Here is an 18,688-nt window from a genome sequence, read left to right as displayed (position 1 = left end):
GAAAGATCGGAGGAGACCCAGTGTTTTACTATTTGAACGGCACCGTGGCGGAAGTACAGCCGAATTTGGCGGTGATTGACTGCGGCGGCGTGGGGTACGCCTGCGCCACCACCAGCAACACTCTCTCCAGCCTTAAAAAAGGGGAAAGGGCAAAGCTGTACACCTATTTCCATGTGGCAGAAAATGCCTTTGGGCTGTACGGCTTTGGAAGCGTAGGAGAACTGAACAGCTTCAAAATGCTGATTGGCGTGTCGGGCGTGGGACCCAAGGCGGCGCTGGCCATCCTGTCCGTTTCCACGCCGGAGACGCTGGCTATGTCCATCATCACCGGGGACGAAAAGTCGCTGACGGTAGCCCCCGGCATCGGAAAGAAAATCGCCCAGCGCATCATTTTGGAGCTGAAAGACAAGATGACTAGAGAAAGTGCCGCGTTCGGCGGACTGACTTCGGTCGGCGGAAACGCCGGCGCGGGAGCCGTCCTGTCAAATAAGACTACGGAGGCCGCCGCCGCACTGGGCGTGCTGGGATACTCCACGGCGGAGACTGTGGCGGCTCTAAAGGGCGTGGACGTGGAGAGCCTGCCGCTGGAGGAGATCATCCGGGCATGCCTGAAAAAGATGGCGCGATAACGTTCGGAGCTTATTTGGGAAGACTTGCGCGGCCTCGCCGCGTTTTGCATCGTCAGATGAGAAAGGGGATTGGTCATGGCTAAATACGAGCGCCGGTTTCAGGGCGATTTCGACAGCACCCTGAGTGTCCTGCATGACGGAGTCCTGAGCGGCAGCATGTCCGCCACCTATGAGGACGGAAGTGACTATGTGGCGGGGGATGTGCGTTGTGCGGTCCGAGTCTATGAGCGGTACAGCTATATCGGCAAGAATCGGGTCAGCATGAACCTGACCCTGCTGGGGCACGGGACGGACCTGTTCCTCACCGCCATCACCTCCGGCGGGAGCCAGGCGGTGTTTTTCAAGATCAACACCTGGGGTGAAGAATCATTTTTGGACTGTATACAGGAGCTGGTGGAAGGTCTGTAAGGCAAAACTCCTGTACATATGAAACCGCCCGCGATTTGGAGGAAGTGAGCAATTGAGCATCGACTTTGGAAACGATATCTATGAAGAACCCATCGTCGCCAAGACCTTTCTGGAGGAGGACGGCGGCGAGATTTCCCTGCGCCCCAAGGCGCTGAGGGACTACATAGGGCAGGAGAAGGCCAAGGAGAACCTCAGCGTGTTTATCGCCGCCGCAAAGCAGCGGACGGAGCCGCTGGACCACGTACTGCTCCACGGGCCTCCGGGCCTTGGCAAAACGACGCTGGCAGGCATCATCGCTGCGGAGATGGGCGTCAACATCCGCATCACCTCCGGCCCCGCCATCGAAAAGCCGGGGGACCTGGCGGCGCTTTTGACAAATTTGGCAGAAAACGACATTTTATTTGTGGATGAGATCCACCGGCTGAACCGCTCTGTGGAGGAGATTTTATACCCCGCCATGGAGGACTACGCGCTGGACATCATTGTGGGAAAGGGCCCCTCCGCCAACTCCATCCGGCTGGATCTGCCCCGATTCACTCTGATTGGGGCCACCACCCGGGCGGGACAACTCTCCGCGCCGCTGCGCGACCGCTTCGGAGTGACGCTGCGGCTAGAGCTGTATTCCCCGGAGGAGCTTTCTTTGATCGTGAAGCGCAGCGCAGGAATCTTAGGCGTCCCCATCGAGGATACAGGCGCGTTTGAGATTGCAAAGCGCAGCCGGGGAACGCCCCGAATTGCCAACCGGATGCTTCGCCGGGTGAGGGACTTCGCCCAGGTGAAGGCCGATGGCGTCATCACAAAAGCTGTGGCGGATCAGGCGCTGAACGCGCTGGAGGTGGATTATCTGGGCCTTGACTCCGTGGACCGCCGAATGCTCACCTCCATCATTGAAAACTATGGCGGCGGGCCGGTTGGCCTTGAAACTCTGGCGGCCACCATCGGGGAGGAGTCCGTGACGCTGGAGGATGTCTACGAACCGTATCTGATGCAGCTGGGCTTTCTGACCCGGACGCCCCGGGGCCGTTGCGTAACCCACCGGGCGTATCGGCATCTGGGACTGTCCGTTCCCGGCGGGACAGACGAGCCGGAGCAGCTCTCCCTTTGATTTTTTGAATAAATGAGGTATGTTTGATATGGGAAAACTCTTTGGGACCGACGGCATCCGCGGCGTGGTGGGCGAGAATCTCACCGCGCAGGAGGCGTTTCTTGTGGGACAGGCCATCGCCGCCGTGCTGATGGAGGAGCTGGGCCGCCGTCCGGTCATTTTGATCGGCAAGGACACGCGCGTCTCCTCCGATATGCTGGAATCCGCCCTGATGGCGGGTATCTGCGACGTTGGTGGTGACGTCAAGCCGCTGGGGACCATTCCCACCCCCGCCGTGGCGTACCTGACCGTACGGGAGCGGGGAGACGCAGGCATCGTGGTCTCCGCATCCCACAACCCCTATGAGCACAACGGCATCAAGGTCTTCAACGCTCAGGGCTACAAGCTCAGCGACGAGGTGGAGCGCCGGGTGGAGGAAAAGATCCTGTCCGACGAGCCCATGAAATCCCGGACCCGAGAGGAAATCGGCCGACGGCATCACGGGATGCGCCAGCTGAAGCGGGATTATATCGACTTTGTGGCGGGAACAATTGAAAGCGATCTGGCGGGTCTGCACATTCTGGTGGACTGCGCCAACGGCGCGGCCAGTGCCACCGCGCCGGAGCTGTTCGGCCGGTTCAAAGCCCACACGGATTTCATCCACACTCAGCCCGACGGCGTGAACATCAACAGCCGCTGCGGCTCCACCCATTTGGAGGACCTGTCTGCGGCGGTGGTGAAGGGGCGGTACGACGTGGGCGTCGCCTTCGACGGGGACGCGGACCGCTGCCTTCTGGTGGACGAGACCGGTGGAACCATCGACGGTGACAAGGTGATGGCCGTATGCGCCGCAGACATGAAGCGCCGGGGAAAGCTCAGCGGCAACACAGTCGTCGCCACCGTGATGAGCAATCTGGGCCTCCACGAATTCTGCCGCAACAGCGGACTGGAGCTGGTGTGCACCGACGTGGGCGATCGGAGCGTACTGGAGGAAATGCTCCGGTGCGACTACCGCATCGGGGGCGAGCAGTCCGGCCACACGATCTTTACGGAACTGGAAACCACCGGCGACGGTGAGGTCACCGCCCTCCAGTTTTTGCAGGTTCTGAAATTGGCCCAAAAAAAGGCATCGGAGCTGGTGTCCGTCTGTGCGGTATACCCGCAGGAGCTTGTGAACGTATCCGTCTCCCATCTGCGGGGCGTGAAGGAGGCGATCATGGCCTCTCAGGCGCTGAAGGACGCCGTGAGGTCGGAGGAAGAGGCTTTGGGCGGCGAAGGTCGAATTCTGGTGCGCCCCTCCGGAACGGAAGCGCTGATTCGTGTCATGGTGGAGGCTAAAACCACTGACACGGCCCATCGGACCGCTGAAAAACTTGCAGATTTCGTAAAGAATATGAAAGTCTGACAGGGACCGCCCAATCATTCTATAAAAGTTATAAGAAAAATTTGACGAATTTTAGATTTCTCTTGACAAAATTTGTGTTCAAAAGGTATAATACATATGTGCAAATGTGAAGAGTTAAATCAATCCTATGCAGACGGTCCCTCGGATGAGGAGCTCTGCGCTCAGGTCGCTGGCGGCGATCGCCGGGCGGAAGAGCAACTGGTCTCCAAATATACCCGTTTGGTTCGTTCCTGCGCCCGTCCATTCTTTCTGATCGGCGGAGACAGCGAGGACCTGTTGCAGGAGGGAATGATTGGGCTGATGAAAGCCGTCCGGGAATATGACGGGGAGAAAGAAGCCTCTTTTCGCACCTTTGCCGAAACCTGTGTCCGCAATCGTCTGCTTTCAGTTCTGCGCGCCGCCTCCCGCGGCAAGCATATGCCTCTGAACCAGTCGGTTTCTCTTGATACACCCTTCTTTGACCGCGATTCCTACACCCTTGGCACCCAGGATTTGACGCGGCGTAGCCCTGAAGATTTTCTGATCGACAGGGAGCATACGAGCAGTCTCTTGTTTGGTGTCCGGAAACAGTTGTCCGAGTTTGAAGCGAAGATTTTGGGGTATTATTTGGACGGTCTATCATGTCGGGAAATTGCCGAAACCGTGGGCAAATCCCCTAAATCCGTGGATAACGCTGTGCAGCGGATCCGTCGCAAGGTGGCACAGCAACTTCTTTCCGGCGATTTCAGCAAGAGCTGAACGCAATATATTTTTCTTTTCAAAGAGAGGGTAAAAATCATGTACGAAGACAAGACTTTAGTGTGCAAAGAGTGTGGCCAGGAGTTCGTGTTCACCGCCGGTGAGCAGGAGTTCTATGCAGAGCGCGGTTTCCAGAATGAGCCCCAGCGCTGCAAGAGCTGCCGTGACGCCCGCAAGGCCGCTTCCCGCGGTCCCCGGGAGTATTTCACCGCTGTTTGCGCCTCCTGCGGCGGCGAGGCTCGCGTTCCTTTCGAGCCCAAGTCCGACCGTCCTGTGTATTGCAGCGAGTGCTTCGCCAAGATGCGCGAGGAGCAGAGATAACGAAAGTCATCTCAAAGGAACGCCCTTTCGGGCGTTCCTTTTTTGTGCACTTTTTTGCCGATTCCGTCCGTTTTGAAATCCGAAAAGAGACTGAAAACAGAGCATCCGCTGAAAACCCGGTGACGATATCGAGTATTTTGACGCTTTGCGCGAAATTTCTCCCCAATTTCTCTTGAAATCAGAGAAAAATCGGGGTATAATAACAACGCCTAAATGTGGCAAAATCCTGGGCAGCACTGCACAATTTGCGGTGGTCGCCTTTTAGGAATTTTTTAAATGAGACGGTGCAGTTTCGCGTGAATTATACGGTGCTGCCCTGACAAACTGAATTTTGGAGGCAAAATCATGGTTGAAATTACGAAAGACACCATCATCGGTGATATTCTGGACGTGGCCCCTCAGACCGCACCAATCTTCCTCTCCATCGGAATGCACTGCCTGGGCTGCCCCTCATCCCGCGGCGAAACTGTGGAGGAGGCCTGCATGGTTCACGGCATCGATGTAGACAAACTGCTGGAGCTGGTCAACGAGGAAGCCAACAAGGCCGAGGAATAAGGCTTCCCACTCAGGGAGGCCCGATAGAACGCATACGGGTTTCCCGTATGCGTTCCATTTGTGCCGCAGATTGGCGGAGGATATTCCCGCCGTGGGGCGGGACCGGAGGGAAGTGGAGCGCCGAATGAGCGGACGAAAACTTGAATTATCGGCCCGGCTGCAACTGCTGGCGGACTGGGTCCCCCGGGGCGCGGCTCTCGTGGACGTGGGTACGGATCACGCCTATCTCCCGGTCTGGCTGATGCTGGAGGGACGACTCCGTTCCGCCATCGCCTGCGATTTGCGCAGCGGCCCTCTAAGCCGTGGGCGCGATACCGCCGGACGCTACGGAGTCCTGGATCGGATTGACTTCCGGCAGTGCGACGGTCTTGCCGGGGTGGACCCGCAGGAGGCGGACACCGTGGTCATCGCCGGACTGGGGGGCGAAAATATCGTCTCCATTCTCGCCGCCTCCTCCTGGACAAAGGACGGGAGCCATACACTGCTGCTCCAGCCCCAGTCGCGAGCGGAGGAACTGCGGGCCTTTCTCTTTGCCAACGGATATGCCATCCGCCGGGAGCGGCTGATTGTGGACCGGGGGACCATGTACCCCGTACTGGGGGTCTCTGCCGGGACACAGAGCCTGTCGCCGGGACAACTGTACGGCGGCGCGTGCCTTACGGATGACCCACTGGGTGGGCGGTATCTGGTGGAGCAGATTCTCCGGCTTCAGGCTGCGGTGGCGGGGCTAAACCGTGGAGGCCGCCCGGAGGACGTGGAAAAGGCGGACCATCTGCGCCGCGTAATGGAGTCATTGCTGGAATTATGGGAGGAGTGGCGTCATGCCAACGGCTCTTGAAATTGAAAAAAGTCTATTCAATCTCGCACCCAAATCCGGCGCGATGGACTGGGACAACGTGGGATTGCTGGTGGGCGACCCTGCAGCGGAAATTACCCGCGTTCTAGTGGCGCTGGACGCCTCGGACGCCGTAGTGAACGAGGCCGCTTCCAAGGGCTGTGAACTCATTGTGACCCATCACCCGATCATGAACTGCCGGTGGCTTCCGGTGCAGTCCCTGCGGGAGGACACACCTCAGGGGCGTCTATTGCGAAAGCTGACACGGGCGAATATAGGCGTGATCTGTATGCATACAAATCTGGATGTGGCGAAGGGCGGCGTCAACGACGTACTGGCCCGGACTTTGCGATTGGAGGACCCTGGGCCGTTTCTGGAGGATGGCTTGGGCCGGATTGGGCAACTCTCCGTGCCCATGGCGCTGGGTGATTTTGTGGCGCGGGTCTCCTCGGCGCTGGGCTGCAGCGGCGTACGATACGCCGACGCGGGAAAGTCAGTGCGGCGCGTGGCTGTGGGCGGAGGCGCCTGCGGCGAGTACGCGGACGCGGCGGCCGCCGCCGGGTGCGACACCTTTGTCACCGCCGACCTCAGCTACCACGCGTTTCTGGACGCGGCAGGGAAGGGCGTCAACCTCATCGACGCGGGTCATTTCCCAACGGAGGACCCGGTCTGTCAGGTGCTGATTTCCTACTTACAGGAAAAATTCCCCACGCTTTTCGTTGAAAAATCCGCTTCTCACCGGGAAGTCATTCAATACTACGTCAAAGGAGAATAAACATATGTCTGGACATTCCAAGTGGCATAACATTCAAAAGACCAAGGGCGCGGCTGACGCGAAGCGCTCTGCGGCGTTCACCAAGGTGGCCAAAGAGATCATTGTGGCTGTGAAGGAAGGCGGCGGCAGCGGCGACCCCAACAATAACTCCCGTCTGGCCACCGTTATTGCCAAGGCCAAGGCCGTGAACATGCCCAATGAAAACATCAAACGCACCATCGAAAAGGCACTGGGTGCGGGCAACACCGACAGCTTTGAATCCATCACCTATGAAGGATACGGTCCCGGCGGCGTAGCCGTCATCGTAGATGCCCTGACCGATAACCGCCAGCGCACCGCGCCGGATGTTCGCCACGCCTTTGACAAATGCAACGGCAACATGGGCGCACCTGGCTGCGTCAGCTGGTCCTTCGACCGGAAGGGCGTCATCGTCATCGACAATGAAGAAGGCGAGCTGGACGAGGATACCGTGATGATGGACGCGCTGGACGCCGGCGCCGCCGATTTTGAAGCCGACGGTCCGGCCCTTGAGATCACCACCGACCCCGATGCGTTCAACGCCGTGGTTAAGGCGTTGGAGGAAAAGGGATACAGCTTCGTCAACGCCGATATTGAGATGGTTCCCCAGAACACCATCGTTCTCTCCAGCGAGGGCGACGTGAGGAACATGGAGCGCCTCATCGACATGCTGGAGGACAATGAAGACATCCAGAACGTCTGGCACAACTGGCAGGAGGACTGAGCGGAAACCCTATCCGGATCCACCCGCAGCACTTTGCGGGATACCCCACGGTCCGAACCGAAAAGAATGAAGCGTCCGGGAGCAATTCGCTCCCGGACAAATTTTATTTCTAATGTTCAACAAAACTTTTGTTTTGTTTCGATCGAGAAAGCCGTCAGGCACTGCGCTACAGTGAGGCCGCCCGCTATCGTCAGGCGGCTTAGGAGCGGGCGGCTCAGGAGCGGGCGGCTCAGGAGCGGGTGGCTCGGGAAAGGAGACCTGAATCCCGCTATCGTCAGGTGGCGCGGAGCTGGCAAAACAAGTCCGGGCGCTGCGCAGCAAGGCGGACATAGGGAGAGACAGAACAAGCCCCGGCTGCGTGTTCCGCAGCCGGGGCCATATCTTGTGCAAGTAAAACTGTAAGCCGGGTTCTGTATTTGACAGTCATCTATCTCGACGCGCCGTCACCGACGCGCTCAAGCCACCTCCCGGAAGCGGTCGGGCAGACCTGTTGCTTCCCCACGGTGTTGCTCCGGATAGAGTTTACAGCGGCGGACTGTCTCCAGCCGTCGGGTGAGCTCTTACCTCGCCTTTCCAGCCTTACCGTCTTTTACCGATCCACGGAAATCGGCAGCTCCGCGCTCCGCCCGGAGGCGATGCTAGCCGGCGCGGCGCCGACTGCCATGGAACGGAAAAAGACGGCGGTATTTCTCTGTTGCACTTTTCCTGAAGTCGCCTTCGGCGGGCGTTACCCGTTATCCTTGCCCTGTGGAGCCCGGACTTTCCTCATAGACGGCCTTTCGGCCTGTCCACGCGACTGTCTGTTTTGCTTGCTTATCTATTTTAACCGCTCTTTCCCATCTTGTCAACCAGAAGGGCAAATGAAAAATTTGGCTTGGGTTCATTGCTATTTTCCCCGTGCTGCGGTATACTATTTGAGTAATTTTTCCGCCCCTGCGGGCGTTTTTTGGAGGAACTGTTTATGACGTTACACGAATACATCGCATCCATCAAGGATAAGACCGTAGCCATCGTGGGCATCGGCGTCAGCAACACACCACTGATCGAGCTTCTGGCAAAGTCCGGCGTCCGCGTCACCGCCTGCGACCGCAAAAGCCGGGAGGCGTTGGGCGACGAGGCCGGTCGACTAGAGGCACTGGGCGTGTCGCTGAAGTTGGGAGACGAATACCTGAAGGACCTGCGAGAGAATATTATCTTCCGCACGCCGGGACTGCGGCAGGATGTTCCGGAGCTGCTGGCGGCGGTGGAGCGGGGGAGCGTGGTCACCTCCGAGATGGAGGTCTTTTTTGAGGTTGCCCCCTGCACGCTGATCGCCGTCACCGGAAGCGATGGGAAGACCACCACCACCACCCTGATCGCGGAGTTCCTGAAGGAAGCCGGAAAAACCGTCCATGTTGGCGGCAACATTGGCCGCCCGCTGCTGTGCGATGCGGGAGCGATGCAGCCGGAGGATTACGCCGTGCTGGAGCTAAGCTCCTTTCAGCTGATGACCATGAAACGCAGTCCCCACATCTCTGTCATCACGAATCTGGCTCCCAACCACCTGGACGTCCACAGGGATATGGCGGAGTATGTGGCCGCAAAGGAAAATATTTTTACACATCAGTCTTCCCAAGATATTTCAGTATTTAATGCTGATAATGTCATTACGGCGGAACAGGCGGGTCGGGCCGTGGGCCATGTGCGGTTGTTCTCCCGGCAGTCCGAGCCAGAGGAGGGCGTTTTTCTCCGGGGAGACGCCGTCATATCCCGAAAAAGCGGCGCAGAGCGGGAAATCCTGCGCACATCAGACATTTTGCTTCCCGGCGTCCACAATGTGGAGAACTACTTGGCGGCAATCTCCGCCGTGGACGGTCTGGTTCCCGACGAGGCCATGCGACAGGTGGCCCGGACCTTTGCCGGGGTGGAACACCGCATTGAGCTGGTGCGAACCCTTCGGGGCACGCGGTACTACAACGACTCCATCGGCACCAGCCCCTCCCGCACCATTGCGGGGCTGCGGTCCTTTTCGGAAAAGGTCATTCTCATCGCCGGGGGCTATGACAAGCACATCCCCTTCGACGTGCTGGGGCCGGAGATCGTGGACCACGTAAAGCTGCTGATCCTCTGCGGAGCCACGGCGGACAAAATCCGCGCGTGCGTTGAAAACGCACCCAATTATCACGGTCAGCCGGAAATGGTGGATATTTCCGGTTTCAAGGCCGCCGTGGAGACCGCCTCCCAACGGGCAAGCGACGGTGATGTGGTACTTCTGAGCCCAGCCTGCGCAGCCTTTGACCAGTTTAAGAATTTTATGGAACGAGGCAAGGTCTTCAAGCAGATTGTCAGCGAGCTGAAATAAGGAAAAGCCCGCTCCGCATAGAATCCTCTGATGGGGTGATTCTATGAGAGGATATCGGTACTACCGGCGGCCCTTGTCCCGCCGGGCGGTTGTGCGCTTTATGCTGGCCGTTTTACTTTTTGGTCTGGCGGTGCTAACCGTGGTGGCAGGGGTCCAGATGAAGCAGCTGCTGACTCAGCTTGCCGTCACCCGGGTCACCAACACGGTGAACAGCATCGTCACGCAGGCGGTGAACGAGACGATTGACAGCGGCGAGATCAAATATGAAGACTTGATCTCCTTTGAAAAGGACAACGATGGGAAAATCACGGCGGTGAAAACCAATATGCCGGAGTTCAACCGGTTGCAGTCTAAGATTCTGAACGTGATTTTGGATCGTATATCCGAGGTATCCACCAAAGATCTGTCCATCCCCGTGGGCAACCTTACCGGCGTCAGCCTGCTGGCCGGCCGGGGACCGCGGGTGACGGTGCGGATGCAGTCCGTTGGATCGTCCACGGCACATCTTGAAAATCAGTTCATCTCCGCTGGAATCAACCAGACAAAACACCAGATTCTTCTGGACGTGGACGTGTCCGTGGCGATTCTGCTGCCGGGCTTTAACACGGCCACGCAGGTCAGCAATGCTTTTACCGTGGCGGAAACGGTGATCGTGGGCTCCGTACCGGGAAGCTACACCTATTTCAGCGATTCCAGCGACCAGACGAAGGACGCCAGGGATTACATCATCAACGGAAACTGAACGGGAGGCGGCCCTCCCGTTCAAGGCCCCGGACGGGCCGCAGGAAAGGGAAGGAACCATGGACTATCAGGAGGAAATGAAGCGTCTGCGGGAGGAACTCAACGAAAACGCCTACCGCTATTACGTGCTGGACGAACCATCCATGTCGGACTATGACTACGACATGAAAAATCGGCGCTTGCAACAGCTGGAGCGGGAGCATCCGGAGGAGATCACTCCGAATTCCCCCTCCCAGCGGGTGGGGGACAAGCTGAAGGCGGGCTTTGCCACCTATCGCCACGAGGTGCCGCTGGAGAGCCTGCAGGACGTGTTCAGCGCCGCCGAGGTAGAGGATTTCTGCCGCCGGATGGAGGATGCTCTGGGTGCGGACGTGGAATACTCGCTGGAGCCGAAGGTGGACGATAGATATATAATTGTAAATAGTATTCTAATCAGCTTGATTTTTTCGTACAAGCAGCTTAAATTAACTGTTTCGAATTATTGTTTATAAGGGTGCTTGAATAAACGAAAATAGATCGTAAGCAAAAAGATCACTAGTGTTTTGTTTATGATTTTGGCTGTTAGGAGGCTGTCTATGACTATCGAAGAATACACTGAATTGAAAGACACCATGCAGCATCACATGGACCTTTATTACAATGATGATGCTCCGGAGATCTCCGACTACGAATATGACCAATTAATGATCCGTTTGAAGACTGCTGAGAGAGAACACCCAGAATGGGTCACAAACAATTCTCCTTCGCAGAAAGTTGGAGGCATTGCCAAATCCCAGAGTGGCGTTAAAATCAAGCACAACGTCCCGATGCTTTCAATTGAAGATGTTTTTACCTTAGAGGATGTTGCTAGTTGGGTTGAAAAGGTGCAACAGGTGCATCCTGATGCGAAGTTCTCTGTAGAGCACAAGATAGATGGCCTTAGTATGACGTTAAGAATGAGACAGGAAATAAATTTGCCTTCAGAAAAAGCCAGTCTTCGCGTCTTCATGGCCGAGAGTCGGGGTACAGGTTTAGAAGGCGATGATTGCTTGGCTAACGCCTTGATGATTCCGGATGTGAAGCAAGAACTGGATCTGCCATATGACTATCTGGAAATTCGTGGTGAAGTTTATATGACGCGTGAGGCGTTTGAGAGATACAACGCAGTTCAAGAGGCTGCAGGTAAGAAGTTGGCAGCAAATCCCCGAAATCTTGCCGCTGGAACCCTTCGCTTGCTGGATGCAAACATTACAAAAGAACGCGGATTAAGTATGTTCATCTTCAATGTTCAGGCTGGCCCTAAAGAGTTGATGATCAGTCACTGCGACGGCTTGGATAAACTCGCCGCTGCAGGCGTGAATTGCGTTTATCATCAGCGTTGTTCTAACGCTGATGAAGTAATTAAAACCATTCGTGAGATTGGAGAAAGCCGCTCCGATCTGCCTTATGACATTGATGGAGCTGTTGTAAAAATCGATCAAGTTGATTATCGAAGCGATTTTCCTGCTGGGTCTAAGTATAGCGATGGTCACATCGCATACAAGTATCCTCCTGAGGAAAGAGTTGTGGTAATCGACCAAATCAGTACTGCGGTCGGAAGAACCGGCAAGCTTACTTTCACTGGTATTTTTCATGACAAAGAAACTGGAAAGCCTGCTCGTCTTTGTGGCACAAATGTTTCCAAAGTGACTCTGCATAATCAGGACTATATCAACGATATGAAAATAGGCATTGGTGGTAGCTACAAGCTTTTTAAGAGCGGGGAAATCATCCCGAAGCTAAATGGCTGTGTAGATGAGCCAAAGACAGTTTTCGTGGCTCCCACTAAGTGCCCGGTTTGTGGCGAACCACTTGTTCGAGAAGAGGACACCGCAGATATTCGCTGCTTCAATCCATCTTGTCATTCACAACTATCGAGGACGATTTCTTATTTTACCTCTATCAACTGTATGAAAATTGATGGGCTTGGAGAAAAAAATATTGACGCACTCATTGCGGAAGGCTATCTCACAAACTACGCTGATATATATAAGTTGAAGGATTACCGTGATGAGCTTGTAGAAAAAGGTATTATTGGGAAAGTAAAGAATACAGACAAAATTCTTGCTGCTATTGAACGTTCTAAGTCCAATGACCCCATTCGCTTATTGACAGCACTAGGCATTCGTAATGTCGGGTTGTCTACTTCTCGGCAACTGATGGCTAATTTTCATAGTATCAATGAACTTGCTGAGGCTTCCATTGAAGATCTGATTTTGATCCAGGATGTGGGAAAGACGACAGCTCAGTGTATTTATGGTTTTTTCAGAAATTGCAAGAACAAGGCTGTTCTCTCTGAACTTGCAACATGCGGTGTTAATATGACGATGGAAGAGAATGTCGAGACTACCGAAAAGCTCAATGGGCTTACCTTTGTGGTATCTGGAACCCTGCCAACGCTTGGAAGAACCGAAGTGCAAGAGCTTATCGTTAAGAACGGCGGAAAAGCCTCTAGCAGCGTGAGTAAGAAGACACATTTCCTTGTTGCTGGTGAGGCAGCAGGGACTAAGTTATCAAAGGCCCAGGAACTCGGTGTAAAAATAATTACTGAAGAGGAACTTCTAAAAATGCTTACCTAAGATTACCAAAGATAATCATTGAGGAATGAGTTGAATCGAAAGATTCGGCTCTTTTCTTATTTCCATTAATTTGTAAATGATATAGTTTTCTGGATTAAGTCAAAGGAGCCATATGTTCGCTTTGACACCCGAAGAACAACTCATAGCAGGAAATCAATTTATGAGGCTTCTAGCGCTACGTGCAGGTGGTTTGAAGGATGCCGTACCGTATGCCACTGGAAGAAAGCAGCTTGAGGAAATAGGCTTTGTGAAGTGGTTGTGTCTCCATTTCATGGTTTGACAGGTATGGAAATCGAAGCGTTGAGAAATGCAATATCTGATGAATTGTTGAACTATCAGGGCTGGATTGCTGATGACTATGGTAGGGTAAAAATGAAATTCAGCGGCGTAAACATATATAAGGCAGGCTATGTTACTGCTATTTCTAAAATACTTGAGAACTTGTAAAGGTAACTCAATATAAGTTAACGTTGAATTATCCCATGTGCTTCTACTATTGTCTGATAAACTGCAGAATTAATCGAAAAGTATTGTCATATTGTCAAATTAATGGTATAATTAACCAATAGTCACGAAAACTTGAGAATTATCACGCAACCTCGCCAAATACGACTTCAGCAACTGGCAGTGTGCGAAATTTGAGACCCGCTCTGCTGGAAGCAGGGCGGGTCTGCGTGTTTGTTATGTAAACTATACATGGATTAGCGAGATTCTAAAATTAGTAATTAGGCGAAATTCAAGTATTTTGATAACTGAATTATTAAATTAGAGAGGTTTTAAAATGGCGCAGTGAAATCGGATAACTCAATGGAATCTGTATGGTGTAAATACGAATTAAATTTCTATTTTTAGCTAAACAGACCAATCTATTCAATATCAGCAAGCGATCTCGAAATAGGAATTTATTCCTTGACTTTAGAAAAAAGCAATTGATACCTTGATCCTAAATATAAAGAACTTGCGTTATTAGAAGGGCGAAAGTCGTAATCCCTAAGAATCAAACACTAATTACGCTTGTAAACACATTAATTTTGTGCGTCGCAGTATGTTTATTAATTATAGACATGCCTGTTTTAGGAATATTAATAGGAGGATTCTGTATGTCTGTCGGCATTACAATAGGATTTGAAATTGGCGAAGATGGAAAGCCACATATAATAATAGGCCAAGCTGAATCTGTCAAAACTGAACGCAAAGGAAAAGGAAAGAGCCTAATTGCCTTTCCAGAAAAATATACAGTTATTGATATTGAAACAACAGGCCTTTCACCAGCATGGGATGAGATTATTGAGATAGCGGCTATCCGTTATGAAAAAGGAGTCAAGACAGATGAGTATTTGACTCTCGTTCATCCGGAAAATGACGTGGACGAGTACATAACTGAACTGACTGGAATAACAAATGAAATGCTTACTGACGCTCCAACAATTAACGAGTGCATAGGCGCATTTGCTGATTTTTTGGGTGAAAGCATTTTAGTCGGATATAACGTTAACTTTGATATTAATTTTATATACGATAATATGGTTCAATATCTTGAAAAACCGCTATTGAATGATTTCGTTGATGTGACGCGGATTGCTCGAAAAGAACTCCCAGAACTTAAACACCATAGGCAGGCGGACGTAGTAGCGTTCTTTAACATTAAAATTGATCGAGCACATAGAGCACTAAATGACTGTGAAGCATGTAATAGTTGTTTTATGGCACTTAGGGAGCATATTATTGCTGGTGGAACAACACTTGATGGGTTTTGCAGTTTGTTATGCTCAAAGCACGGAAAGCATGCCAATGATATTAAAGCCTCATCTAACAAATTTGACGAGTGCCATCCATTGTATGGTAAGGTATGCGTTTTTACTGGAGCTCTTGAAAAAATGTCCAGAGCGGAAGCTATGCAGCTAATAGCAAACCTTGGAGGCATACCTGCTGACGGAGTTACTAAGAAAACAAATCTTCTTATTCTCGGAAATAATGACTATTGTAAAACTATTAAGGATGGTAAAAGTAGCAAGCAGAAGAAGGCTGAGAAACTAATTCTTGATGGCGCAGACCTGCAAGTAATTCCGGAACAAGTATTCTACGATATGCTAACTGAGGACTGAGGAATTTTAAGTAGCAAAAGTTATGAACTTCGTAGTTTGTTTATACTGCTAAAGGAGAACGCCAAGAATGCAAAACAAATATGCAGGAGATGCGGGGGACTTTGGAAAAATTGGTATATTACGCAGTCTCTCCTCTAGCAATCTCAGAGTCGGAGTCAATTGGTATCTTGTCTTCGATGAGGTACATAATGATGACGGGAAGCATACAGGTTATCTTCGTGATCCCAAGTTTGTAGGTTGCGATGACGAATTGCTCGGAAAGCTGGGTTGCATGGTTTACGGCAATCAGCGGAGCATTTCTGCGATAGAAAATATGAACCTCATTGCAAATGCTACCTATTACCATGAAGAATTGCTGCCTCCTCAAACAGGCGGCAGTGCATTTAGGTATCAGTGGCATAGAAACGCCTTAAAAAAGCTTGAAGCTACAGATATAGTTTTTCTCGATCCTGATAACGGATTATTACCCAAAAGTGTCGCTCAAGGTAGCAGCAAAAGCATTAAATATGTTTTTGAGGAAGAAGTTATCGACTATTATTTGGCTGGGCATAGCGTAATTTTCTATAATCATCGCTGCCGGCTAGATGAGAAGACCTATCTTAATCGGTTCCAAACATTTTTCCATTGCGAGAGTTTATGTGACGCTCGTTCCTTCGGAGTCAAATATGTGCGTGGGACAACTAGAGATTATTTCTTTCTAGTGCATTCCAAGCATTTAGAACAGGCGAAAAAAGCAATCCAACATACGTTAAGCAGTAATTGGAATCAGCATTTTAAATGCCTTTCGTTTGACTAATATGAATTACGTGTTATGTTAAATAGGACAAGCCCAAGGGGTAGCCCTTGGGCTTGCCAACAGCAAATTGCATAGTTCGAAGCTGGGCCGGTGGCACATCATAGCAATAATGCGAATAATTCAGCGTATTTGATAAGCTTCATATTATGAGGTGAAAAGTTATGGAACGAAATTTATTAGTTGGAAATGGTATCAATATTCAGTTTGGTGGGGTCGATGTGTATTCTGGTTCTGCCATAATGAATCGAGTTATTGAAAATATAAGAGTAGGAAAATATACGCCACTAACTGAAAATAGTTTGTCTATAGATGAACAACTTGGATTGCTAGATGGCATGGTGAAAGAAATTGATTTAATAAAGGCTGGTAAATGTAGAAGTAAGGCCGATGGTCTATTTATGCTTATGGAGTTAGAAAGAATAACAAGGACTTATCCTGATAATAGCAGTATTATTTCTGTGCTTTTGGAAGATTATTTCTTGGCGTTTGAGATATTCAACAATGGGTTTAAGGCTAAAGACGGTGAAGAACGAAGCGAATCATATAGAAAAATCATTTTTAGATTACTTAGTCAGATGCTAGTTGATGGAATATATAATGACGGTGCTATTAATGATGTTTATAAAAATTTCTATATGGGAATGAATACATATCTTAGCGGATTTTCAAACATATTTACCACAAATTATGATTACAACTTGGAAAATATACTAAGTGCAGGCAAAGTGTGTCATTTACACGGCGAATTCGGAAAACTAGCACCTGAATATGATGTCACAAGTTTATATTATTCGGCTCATAAAGCAGAGTGCGACGCAATGATATACAAGAAGATTCCTAATATGGATCACGTGTATAGTGATGCAATTATGAGTTGGTCTTGGCTGGATAAGTATGGGAAGTTAATTGAACCAAATTCAAAGAGCAAGGAAGAACTTTTTAAATCCATCAGTGGTCAGTTGGAAATAGTAGGATTAGCTCCAGCAAATGATGAACATTTATTTTTGTTGATTAATAATAACCCAAAGATTAAGTCAGTTGTGTATTATTATCATAAGGATGAGGATAGGGATGAATTGCCACATCATTTAAAAAAACCTGTCACCTATAAAAAAGTTGCAAATCTTTGGACTTCTATGAAATAAGTATAATAAACCAATCAGCTAGCCGATTATGTTAGACTAATTGGAAGACGGGCTATACCATAATGGAAAGCTGTGGTGATGAAACTTTTGAAATAAAATATTGCGTAATCCACAATCTTTTGTTTAACTTTACAAGACGTTATTAAATTTAAGGAGAATAATATGTTAAACCTATTAAACAATATTGAAAAAGAATTTTTGGAGATCGATGCAGCCTTAAAGATGTTCAACAAGGATATTGCGGAAACTCATACACAAGCAAATATTATTAGTACATTACCATCACTAAACATCTTATTAACCAGAAAATTACATGAAATTAAGATTAACTTGGCAGCTTTTGACATTGCACTGCAAACACAAAAAATTATAAAAAATAATAATAGTGACGTAGTAGCTATTGAGAAGTCAAGGGTTGTAGTAGAGAATACTCTCACTGGACTTAATAAAAATATAGAACAACTTAAAAGTGTAGAAAAAAGTTCTCTACTTGGTTCCGGAATTGCAGATTTGCTAAAAAACACAGAGGAATGGAAATTCTTATTAGAAAAGCATTTAGATCAGTGCGAGGCTATTTTGGACCTGCTTCGCTAATAAACATTAAAAAGAACTTTCAGGCTTCAGCGTCCTATCATGAGTAGAATTAACATCATCAAAAAGCTATTGCAAACGAGCTTATTAAGAAACGTTGGAGGAACACAATATGAAAGCAGATCCAGCCGTACTTTCCGCTATTAAAAAACTGTTTTATGAATATGAGCAAGAAGTTAAAGAGGCTCAGCGGAAGGGGTATTTGAAAGAAAACACAGTGAAAACTTACATACTTCATTCTGGAAATTTTGTTAGATGGTGCAATGGAGAGTTTGAGCCCGGCTCTCTAAATCGGTAATTGAGCTTTGCAGTATGTTTATATAGCATAAAAGGGTGGAGTATTAATAAACTGGTAGGACAGCTCACCTATTCAAAAAAGAGGAACGCATGGGGGTTCAAATATGTATGCACATCAAGATGAATGGCATGTTGAGGAAGTCTGCTACGACGATGCCCATGTAAAAAAAGTAATCAATGAGATTCGCAAGAATTTTGACGGCTATTTTGAGCAGTTTATTCAGACTGAAGCAGGAGCCGGTGTGTCCGACCGGGCTTTTAAGGATTTGCAAAAAGCCTTTGGAACAAAGGCGATAACAAAAAGCAGCATGAAGAACGGTTCCAAAGCCTTCAAAAATATCATTGCTGAAGCATATAAGGAATTTGAAAAGGACAGGCAGAAATATCTCGACATCTTTGATGTAGATACATTGGAAGAATATCAGGACGACCCCGCTTATTTCAAATCTCAGGTACTAAAAATTGAATGCCCGATTATTCACGCAACACTGTTTAATCGCTATGCAAAGGAGTTGGACAAGTATCGGGGGCAATTTAGTATTGCTGTGCCTCAGGAGCTTCTTTCTGTGGTAACAGTTTTGTG

Annotated in this window: 20 protein-coding genes, 1 other RNA gene and 1 pseudogene; 21 read left to right on the top strand and 1 reads right to left on the bottom strand. The window is 50.1% G+C overall.

Annotation, left to right across the window (positions count from 1 at the left end):
• Positions 1–20: 20 nt before the first annotated feature.
• The 10 genes from ruvA to ABWQ15_RS00650 all read left to right on the top strand — a co-directional run bounded on the left by ruvA (position 21) and on the right by ABWQ15_RS00650 (position 7,492).
• Positions 21–629 (top strand): Holliday junction branch migration protein RuvA, encoded by a 609-nt coding sequence (gene ruvA, locus ABWQ15_RS00695; RefSeq protein WP_353906901.1) that lies wholly within the window; start codon positions 21–23, stop codon positions 627–629.
• A gap of 75 nt (positions 630–704) precedes the next feature.
• Entirely contained in the window at positions 705–1,037 is a 333-nt protein-coding gene (locus tag ABWQ15_RS00690; protein WP_353906900.1) for a DUF6054 family protein, read from the top strand.
• 52 nt (positions 1,038–1,089) lie between these two features.
• Positions 1,090–2,142: a Holliday junction branch migration DNA helicase RuvB gene (gene ruvB, locus ABWQ15_RS00685; protein ID WP_353906899.1), complete on the top strand. Its 1,053-nt coding sequence runs from the start codon at positions 1,090–1,092 to the stop codon at positions 2,140–2,142.
• A gap of 28 nt (positions 2,143–2,170) precedes the next feature.
• Complete coding sequence (gene glmM, locus ABWQ15_RS00680; RefSeq protein ID WP_353906898.1) at positions 2,171–3,526, top strand: phosphoglucosamine mutase; 1,356 nt, start codon at positions 2,171–2,173, stop codon at positions 3,524–3,526.
• A 96-nt stretch (positions 3,527–3,622) separates the two neighbouring features.
• The gene (locus ABWQ15_RS00675; RefSeq protein ID WP_353906897.1) at positions 3,623–4,264 is read left to right on the top strand and encodes a sigma-70 family RNA polymerase sigma factor; all 642 of its coding nucleotides are present in this window, start codon (positions 3,623–3,625) and stop codon (positions 4,262–4,264) included.
• 39 nt (positions 4,265–4,303) lie between these two features.
• A complete protein-coding gene (locus ABWQ15_RS00670) occupies positions 4,304–4,585 on the top strand; it encodes a zinc-ribbon domain containing protein (RefSeq protein WP_353906896.1) in 282 nt (93 codons plus the stop codon).
• 345 nt (positions 4,586–4,930) lie between these two features.
• Positions 4,931–5,140, top strand: coding sequence for a DUF1858 domain-containing protein (locus ABWQ15_RS00665; RefSeq protein WP_353906895.1), 210 nt, complete (start codon positions 4,931–4,933; stop codon positions 5,138–5,140).
• Positions 5,141–5,264: 124 nt separating this feature from the next.
• Complete coding sequence (locus ABWQ15_RS00660; protein ID WP_353906894.1) at positions 5,265–5,978, top strand: tRNA (adenine(22)-N(1))-methyltransferase; 714 nt, start codon at positions 5,265–5,267, stop codon at positions 5,976–5,978.
• Positions 5,962–6,750: a Nif3-like dinuclear metal center hexameric protein gene (locus ABWQ15_RS00655; protein WP_353906893.1), complete on the top strand. Its 789-nt coding sequence runs from the start codon at positions 5,962–5,964 to the stop codon at positions 6,748–6,750. The genes ABWQ15_RS00660 and ABWQ15_RS00655 overlap by 17 nt, the downstream gene beginning before the upstream one ends.
• A 4-nt stretch (positions 6,751–6,754) precedes the next feature.
• Positions 6,755–7,492 carry a YebC/PmpR family DNA-binding transcriptional regulator gene (locus ABWQ15_RS00650; protein WP_353906892.1) on the top strand — a complete coding sequence of 246 codons (738 nt, stop codon included), beginning with the start codon at positions 6,755–6,757 and terminating at the stop codon, positions 7,490–7,492.
• Between the two features lie 383 nt (positions 7,493–7,875).
• Here ABWQ15_RS00650 and rnpB read toward each other — a convergent pair.
• Positions 7,876–8,304, bottom strand: an RNA gene (gene rnpB, locus ABWQ15_RS00645) — RNase P RNA component class A.
• A gap of 149 nt (positions 8,305–8,453) precedes the next feature.
• Here rnpB and murD point away from each other — a divergent pair.
• The 11 genes and pseudogenes from murD to ABWQ15_RS00590 form a co-directional block, all read left to right on the top strand.
• Positions 8,454–9,833 (top strand): UDP-N-acetylmuramoyl-L-alanine--D-glutamate ligase, encoded by a 1,380-nt coding sequence (gene murD, locus ABWQ15_RS00640; protein ID WP_353906891.1) that lies wholly within the window; start codon positions 8,454–8,456, stop codon positions 9,831–9,833.
• Positions 9,834–9,876: 43 nt separating this feature from the next.
• Entirely contained in the window at positions 9,877–10,575 is a 699-nt protein-coding gene (gene yunB, locus ABWQ15_RS00635; protein ID WP_353906890.1) for a sporulation protein YunB, read from the top strand.
• Positions 10,576–10,633: 58 nt separating this feature from the next.
• The gene (locus tag ABWQ15_RS00630) at positions 10,634–11,065 is read left to right on the top strand and encodes a DNA ligase LigA-related protein (RefSeq protein ID WP_353906889.1); all 432 of its coding nucleotides are present in this window, start codon (positions 10,634–10,636) and stop codon (positions 11,063–11,065) included.
• An 84-nt stretch (positions 11,066–11,149) separates the two neighbouring features.
• On the top strand, positions 11,150–13,171 hold the full coding sequence (gene ligA, locus ABWQ15_RS00625; protein WP_353906888.1) for an NAD-dependent DNA ligase LigA: 2,022 nt from the start codon (positions 11,150–11,152) through the stop codon (positions 13,169–13,171).
• 252 nt (positions 13,172–13,423) lie between these two features.
• Entirely contained in the window at positions 13,424–13,618 is a 195-nt protein-coding gene (gene gmtX, locus ABWQ15_RS00620; RefSeq protein ID WP_353906887.1) for a gamma-mobile-trio protein GmtX, read from the top strand.
• A 653-nt stretch (positions 13,619–14,271) separates the two neighbouring features.
• Positions 14,272–15,276: an exonuclease domain-containing protein gene (locus ABWQ15_RS00615; RefSeq protein ID WP_353906886.1), complete on the top strand. Its 1,005-nt coding sequence runs from the start codon at positions 14,272–14,274 to the stop codon at positions 15,274–15,276.
• Positions 15,277–15,343: 67 nt separating this feature from the next.
• Complete coding sequence (locus ABWQ15_RS00610; protein WP_353906885.1) at positions 15,344–16,072, top strand: hypothetical protein; 729 nt, start codon at positions 15,344–15,346, stop codon at positions 16,070–16,072.
• Positions 16,073–16,233: 161 nt separating this feature from the next.
• Positions 16,234–17,217, top strand: coding sequence for a hypothetical protein (locus tag ABWQ15_RS00605; protein ID WP_353906884.1), 984 nt, complete (start codon positions 16,234–16,236; stop codon positions 17,215–17,217).
• Between the two features lie 162 nt (positions 17,218–17,379).
• A complete protein-coding gene (locus tag ABWQ15_RS00600; protein ID WP_353906883.1) occupies positions 17,380–17,811 on the top strand; it encodes a hypothetical protein in 432 nt (143 codons plus the stop codon).
• 109 nt (positions 17,812–17,920) lie between these two features.
• A complete protein-coding gene (locus tag ABWQ15_RS00595; RefSeq protein WP_353906882.1) occupies positions 17,921–18,106 on the top strand; it encodes a hypothetical protein in 186 nt (61 codons plus the stop codon).
• 103 nt (positions 18,107–18,209) lie between these two features.
• Positions 18,210–18,688 (top strand): annotated as a pseudogene (locus tag ABWQ15_RS00590) (hypothetical protein); the annotation flags it as partial.

The sequence above is a fragment of the Oscillibacter sp. genome, assembly GCF_040505565.1.
Taxonomy (GTDB): Bacteria; Bacillota; Clostridia; order Oscillospirales; family Oscillospiraceae; genus Oscillibacter.
This window is presented reverse-complemented; position numbering and strand designations above follow the sequence as displayed.

What these genes read in the sequence shown, in the direction of transcription:
- ABWQ15_RS00655 (WP_353906893.1), top strand. Translation starts at nt 5,962, where the DNA reads ATGCCAACGGCTCTTGAAATTGAAAAAAGTCTATTCAATCTCGCACCC.
- ABWQ15_RS00660 (WP_353906894.1), top strand. Translation starts at nt 5,265, where the DNA reads ATGAGCGGACGAAAACTTGAATTATCGGCCCGGCTGCAACTGCTGGCG.
- ABWQ15_RS00665 (WP_353906895.1), top strand. Translation starts at nt 4,931, where the DNA reads ATGGTTGAAATTACGAAAGACACCATCATCGGTGATATTCTGGACGTG.
- ABWQ15_RS00600 (WP_353906883.1), top strand. Translation starts at nt 17,380, where the DNA reads ATGTTAAACCTATTAAACAATATTGAAAAAGAATTTTTGGAGATCGAT.
- ABWQ15_RS00675 (WP_353906897.1), top strand. Translation starts at nt 3,623, where the DNA reads ATGTGCAAATGTGAAGAGTTAAATCAATCCTATGCAGACGGTCCCTCG.
- ABWQ15_RS00670 (WP_353906896.1), top strand. Translation starts at nt 4,304, where the DNA reads ATGTACGAAGACAAGACTTTAGTGTGCAAAGAGTGTGGCCAGGAGTTC.
- ABWQ15_RS00610 (WP_353906885.1), top strand. Translation starts at nt 15,344, where the DNA reads ATGCAAAACAAATATGCAGGAGATGCGGGGGACTTTGGAAAAATTGGT.
- ABWQ15_RS00630 (WP_353906889.1), top strand. Translation starts at nt 10,634, where the DNA reads ATGGACTATCAGGAGGAAATGAAGCGTCTGCGGGAGGAACTCAACGAA.
- ligA (WP_353906888.1), top strand. Translation starts at nt 11,150, where the DNA reads ATGACTATCGAAGAATACACTGAATTGAAAGACACCATGCAGCATCAC.
- yunB (WP_353906890.1), top strand. Translation starts at nt 9,877, where the DNA reads ATGAGAGGATATCGGTACTACCGGCGGCCCTTGTCCCGCCGGGCGGTT.
- ABWQ15_RS00615 (WP_353906886.1), top strand. Translation starts at nt 14,272, where the DNA reads ATGTCTGTCGGCATTACAATAGGATTTGAAATTGGCGAAGATGGAAAG.
- murD (WP_353906891.1), top strand. Translation starts at nt 8,454, where the DNA reads ATGACGTTACACGAATACATCGCATCCATCAAGGATAAGACCGTAGCC.
- ABWQ15_RS00690 (WP_353906900.1), top strand. Translation starts at nt 705, where the DNA reads ATGGCTAAATACGAGCGCCGGTTTCAGGGCGATTTCGACAGCACCCTG.
- ABWQ15_RS00605 (WP_353906884.1), top strand. Translation starts at nt 16,234, where the DNA reads ATGGAACGAAATTTATTAGTTGGAAATGGTATCAATATTCAGTTTGGT.
- ABWQ15_RS00595 (WP_353906882.1), top strand. Translation starts at nt 17,921, where the DNA reads ATGAAAGCAGATCCAGCCGTACTTTCCGCTATTAAAAAACTGTTTTAT.
- glmM (WP_353906898.1), top strand. Translation starts at nt 2,171, where the DNA reads ATGGGAAAACTCTTTGGGACCGACGGCATCCGCGGCGTGGTGGGCGAG.
- ABWQ15_RS00650 (WP_353906892.1), top strand. Translation starts at nt 6,755, where the DNA reads ATGTCTGGACATTCCAAGTGGCATAACATTCAAAAGACCAAGGGCGCG.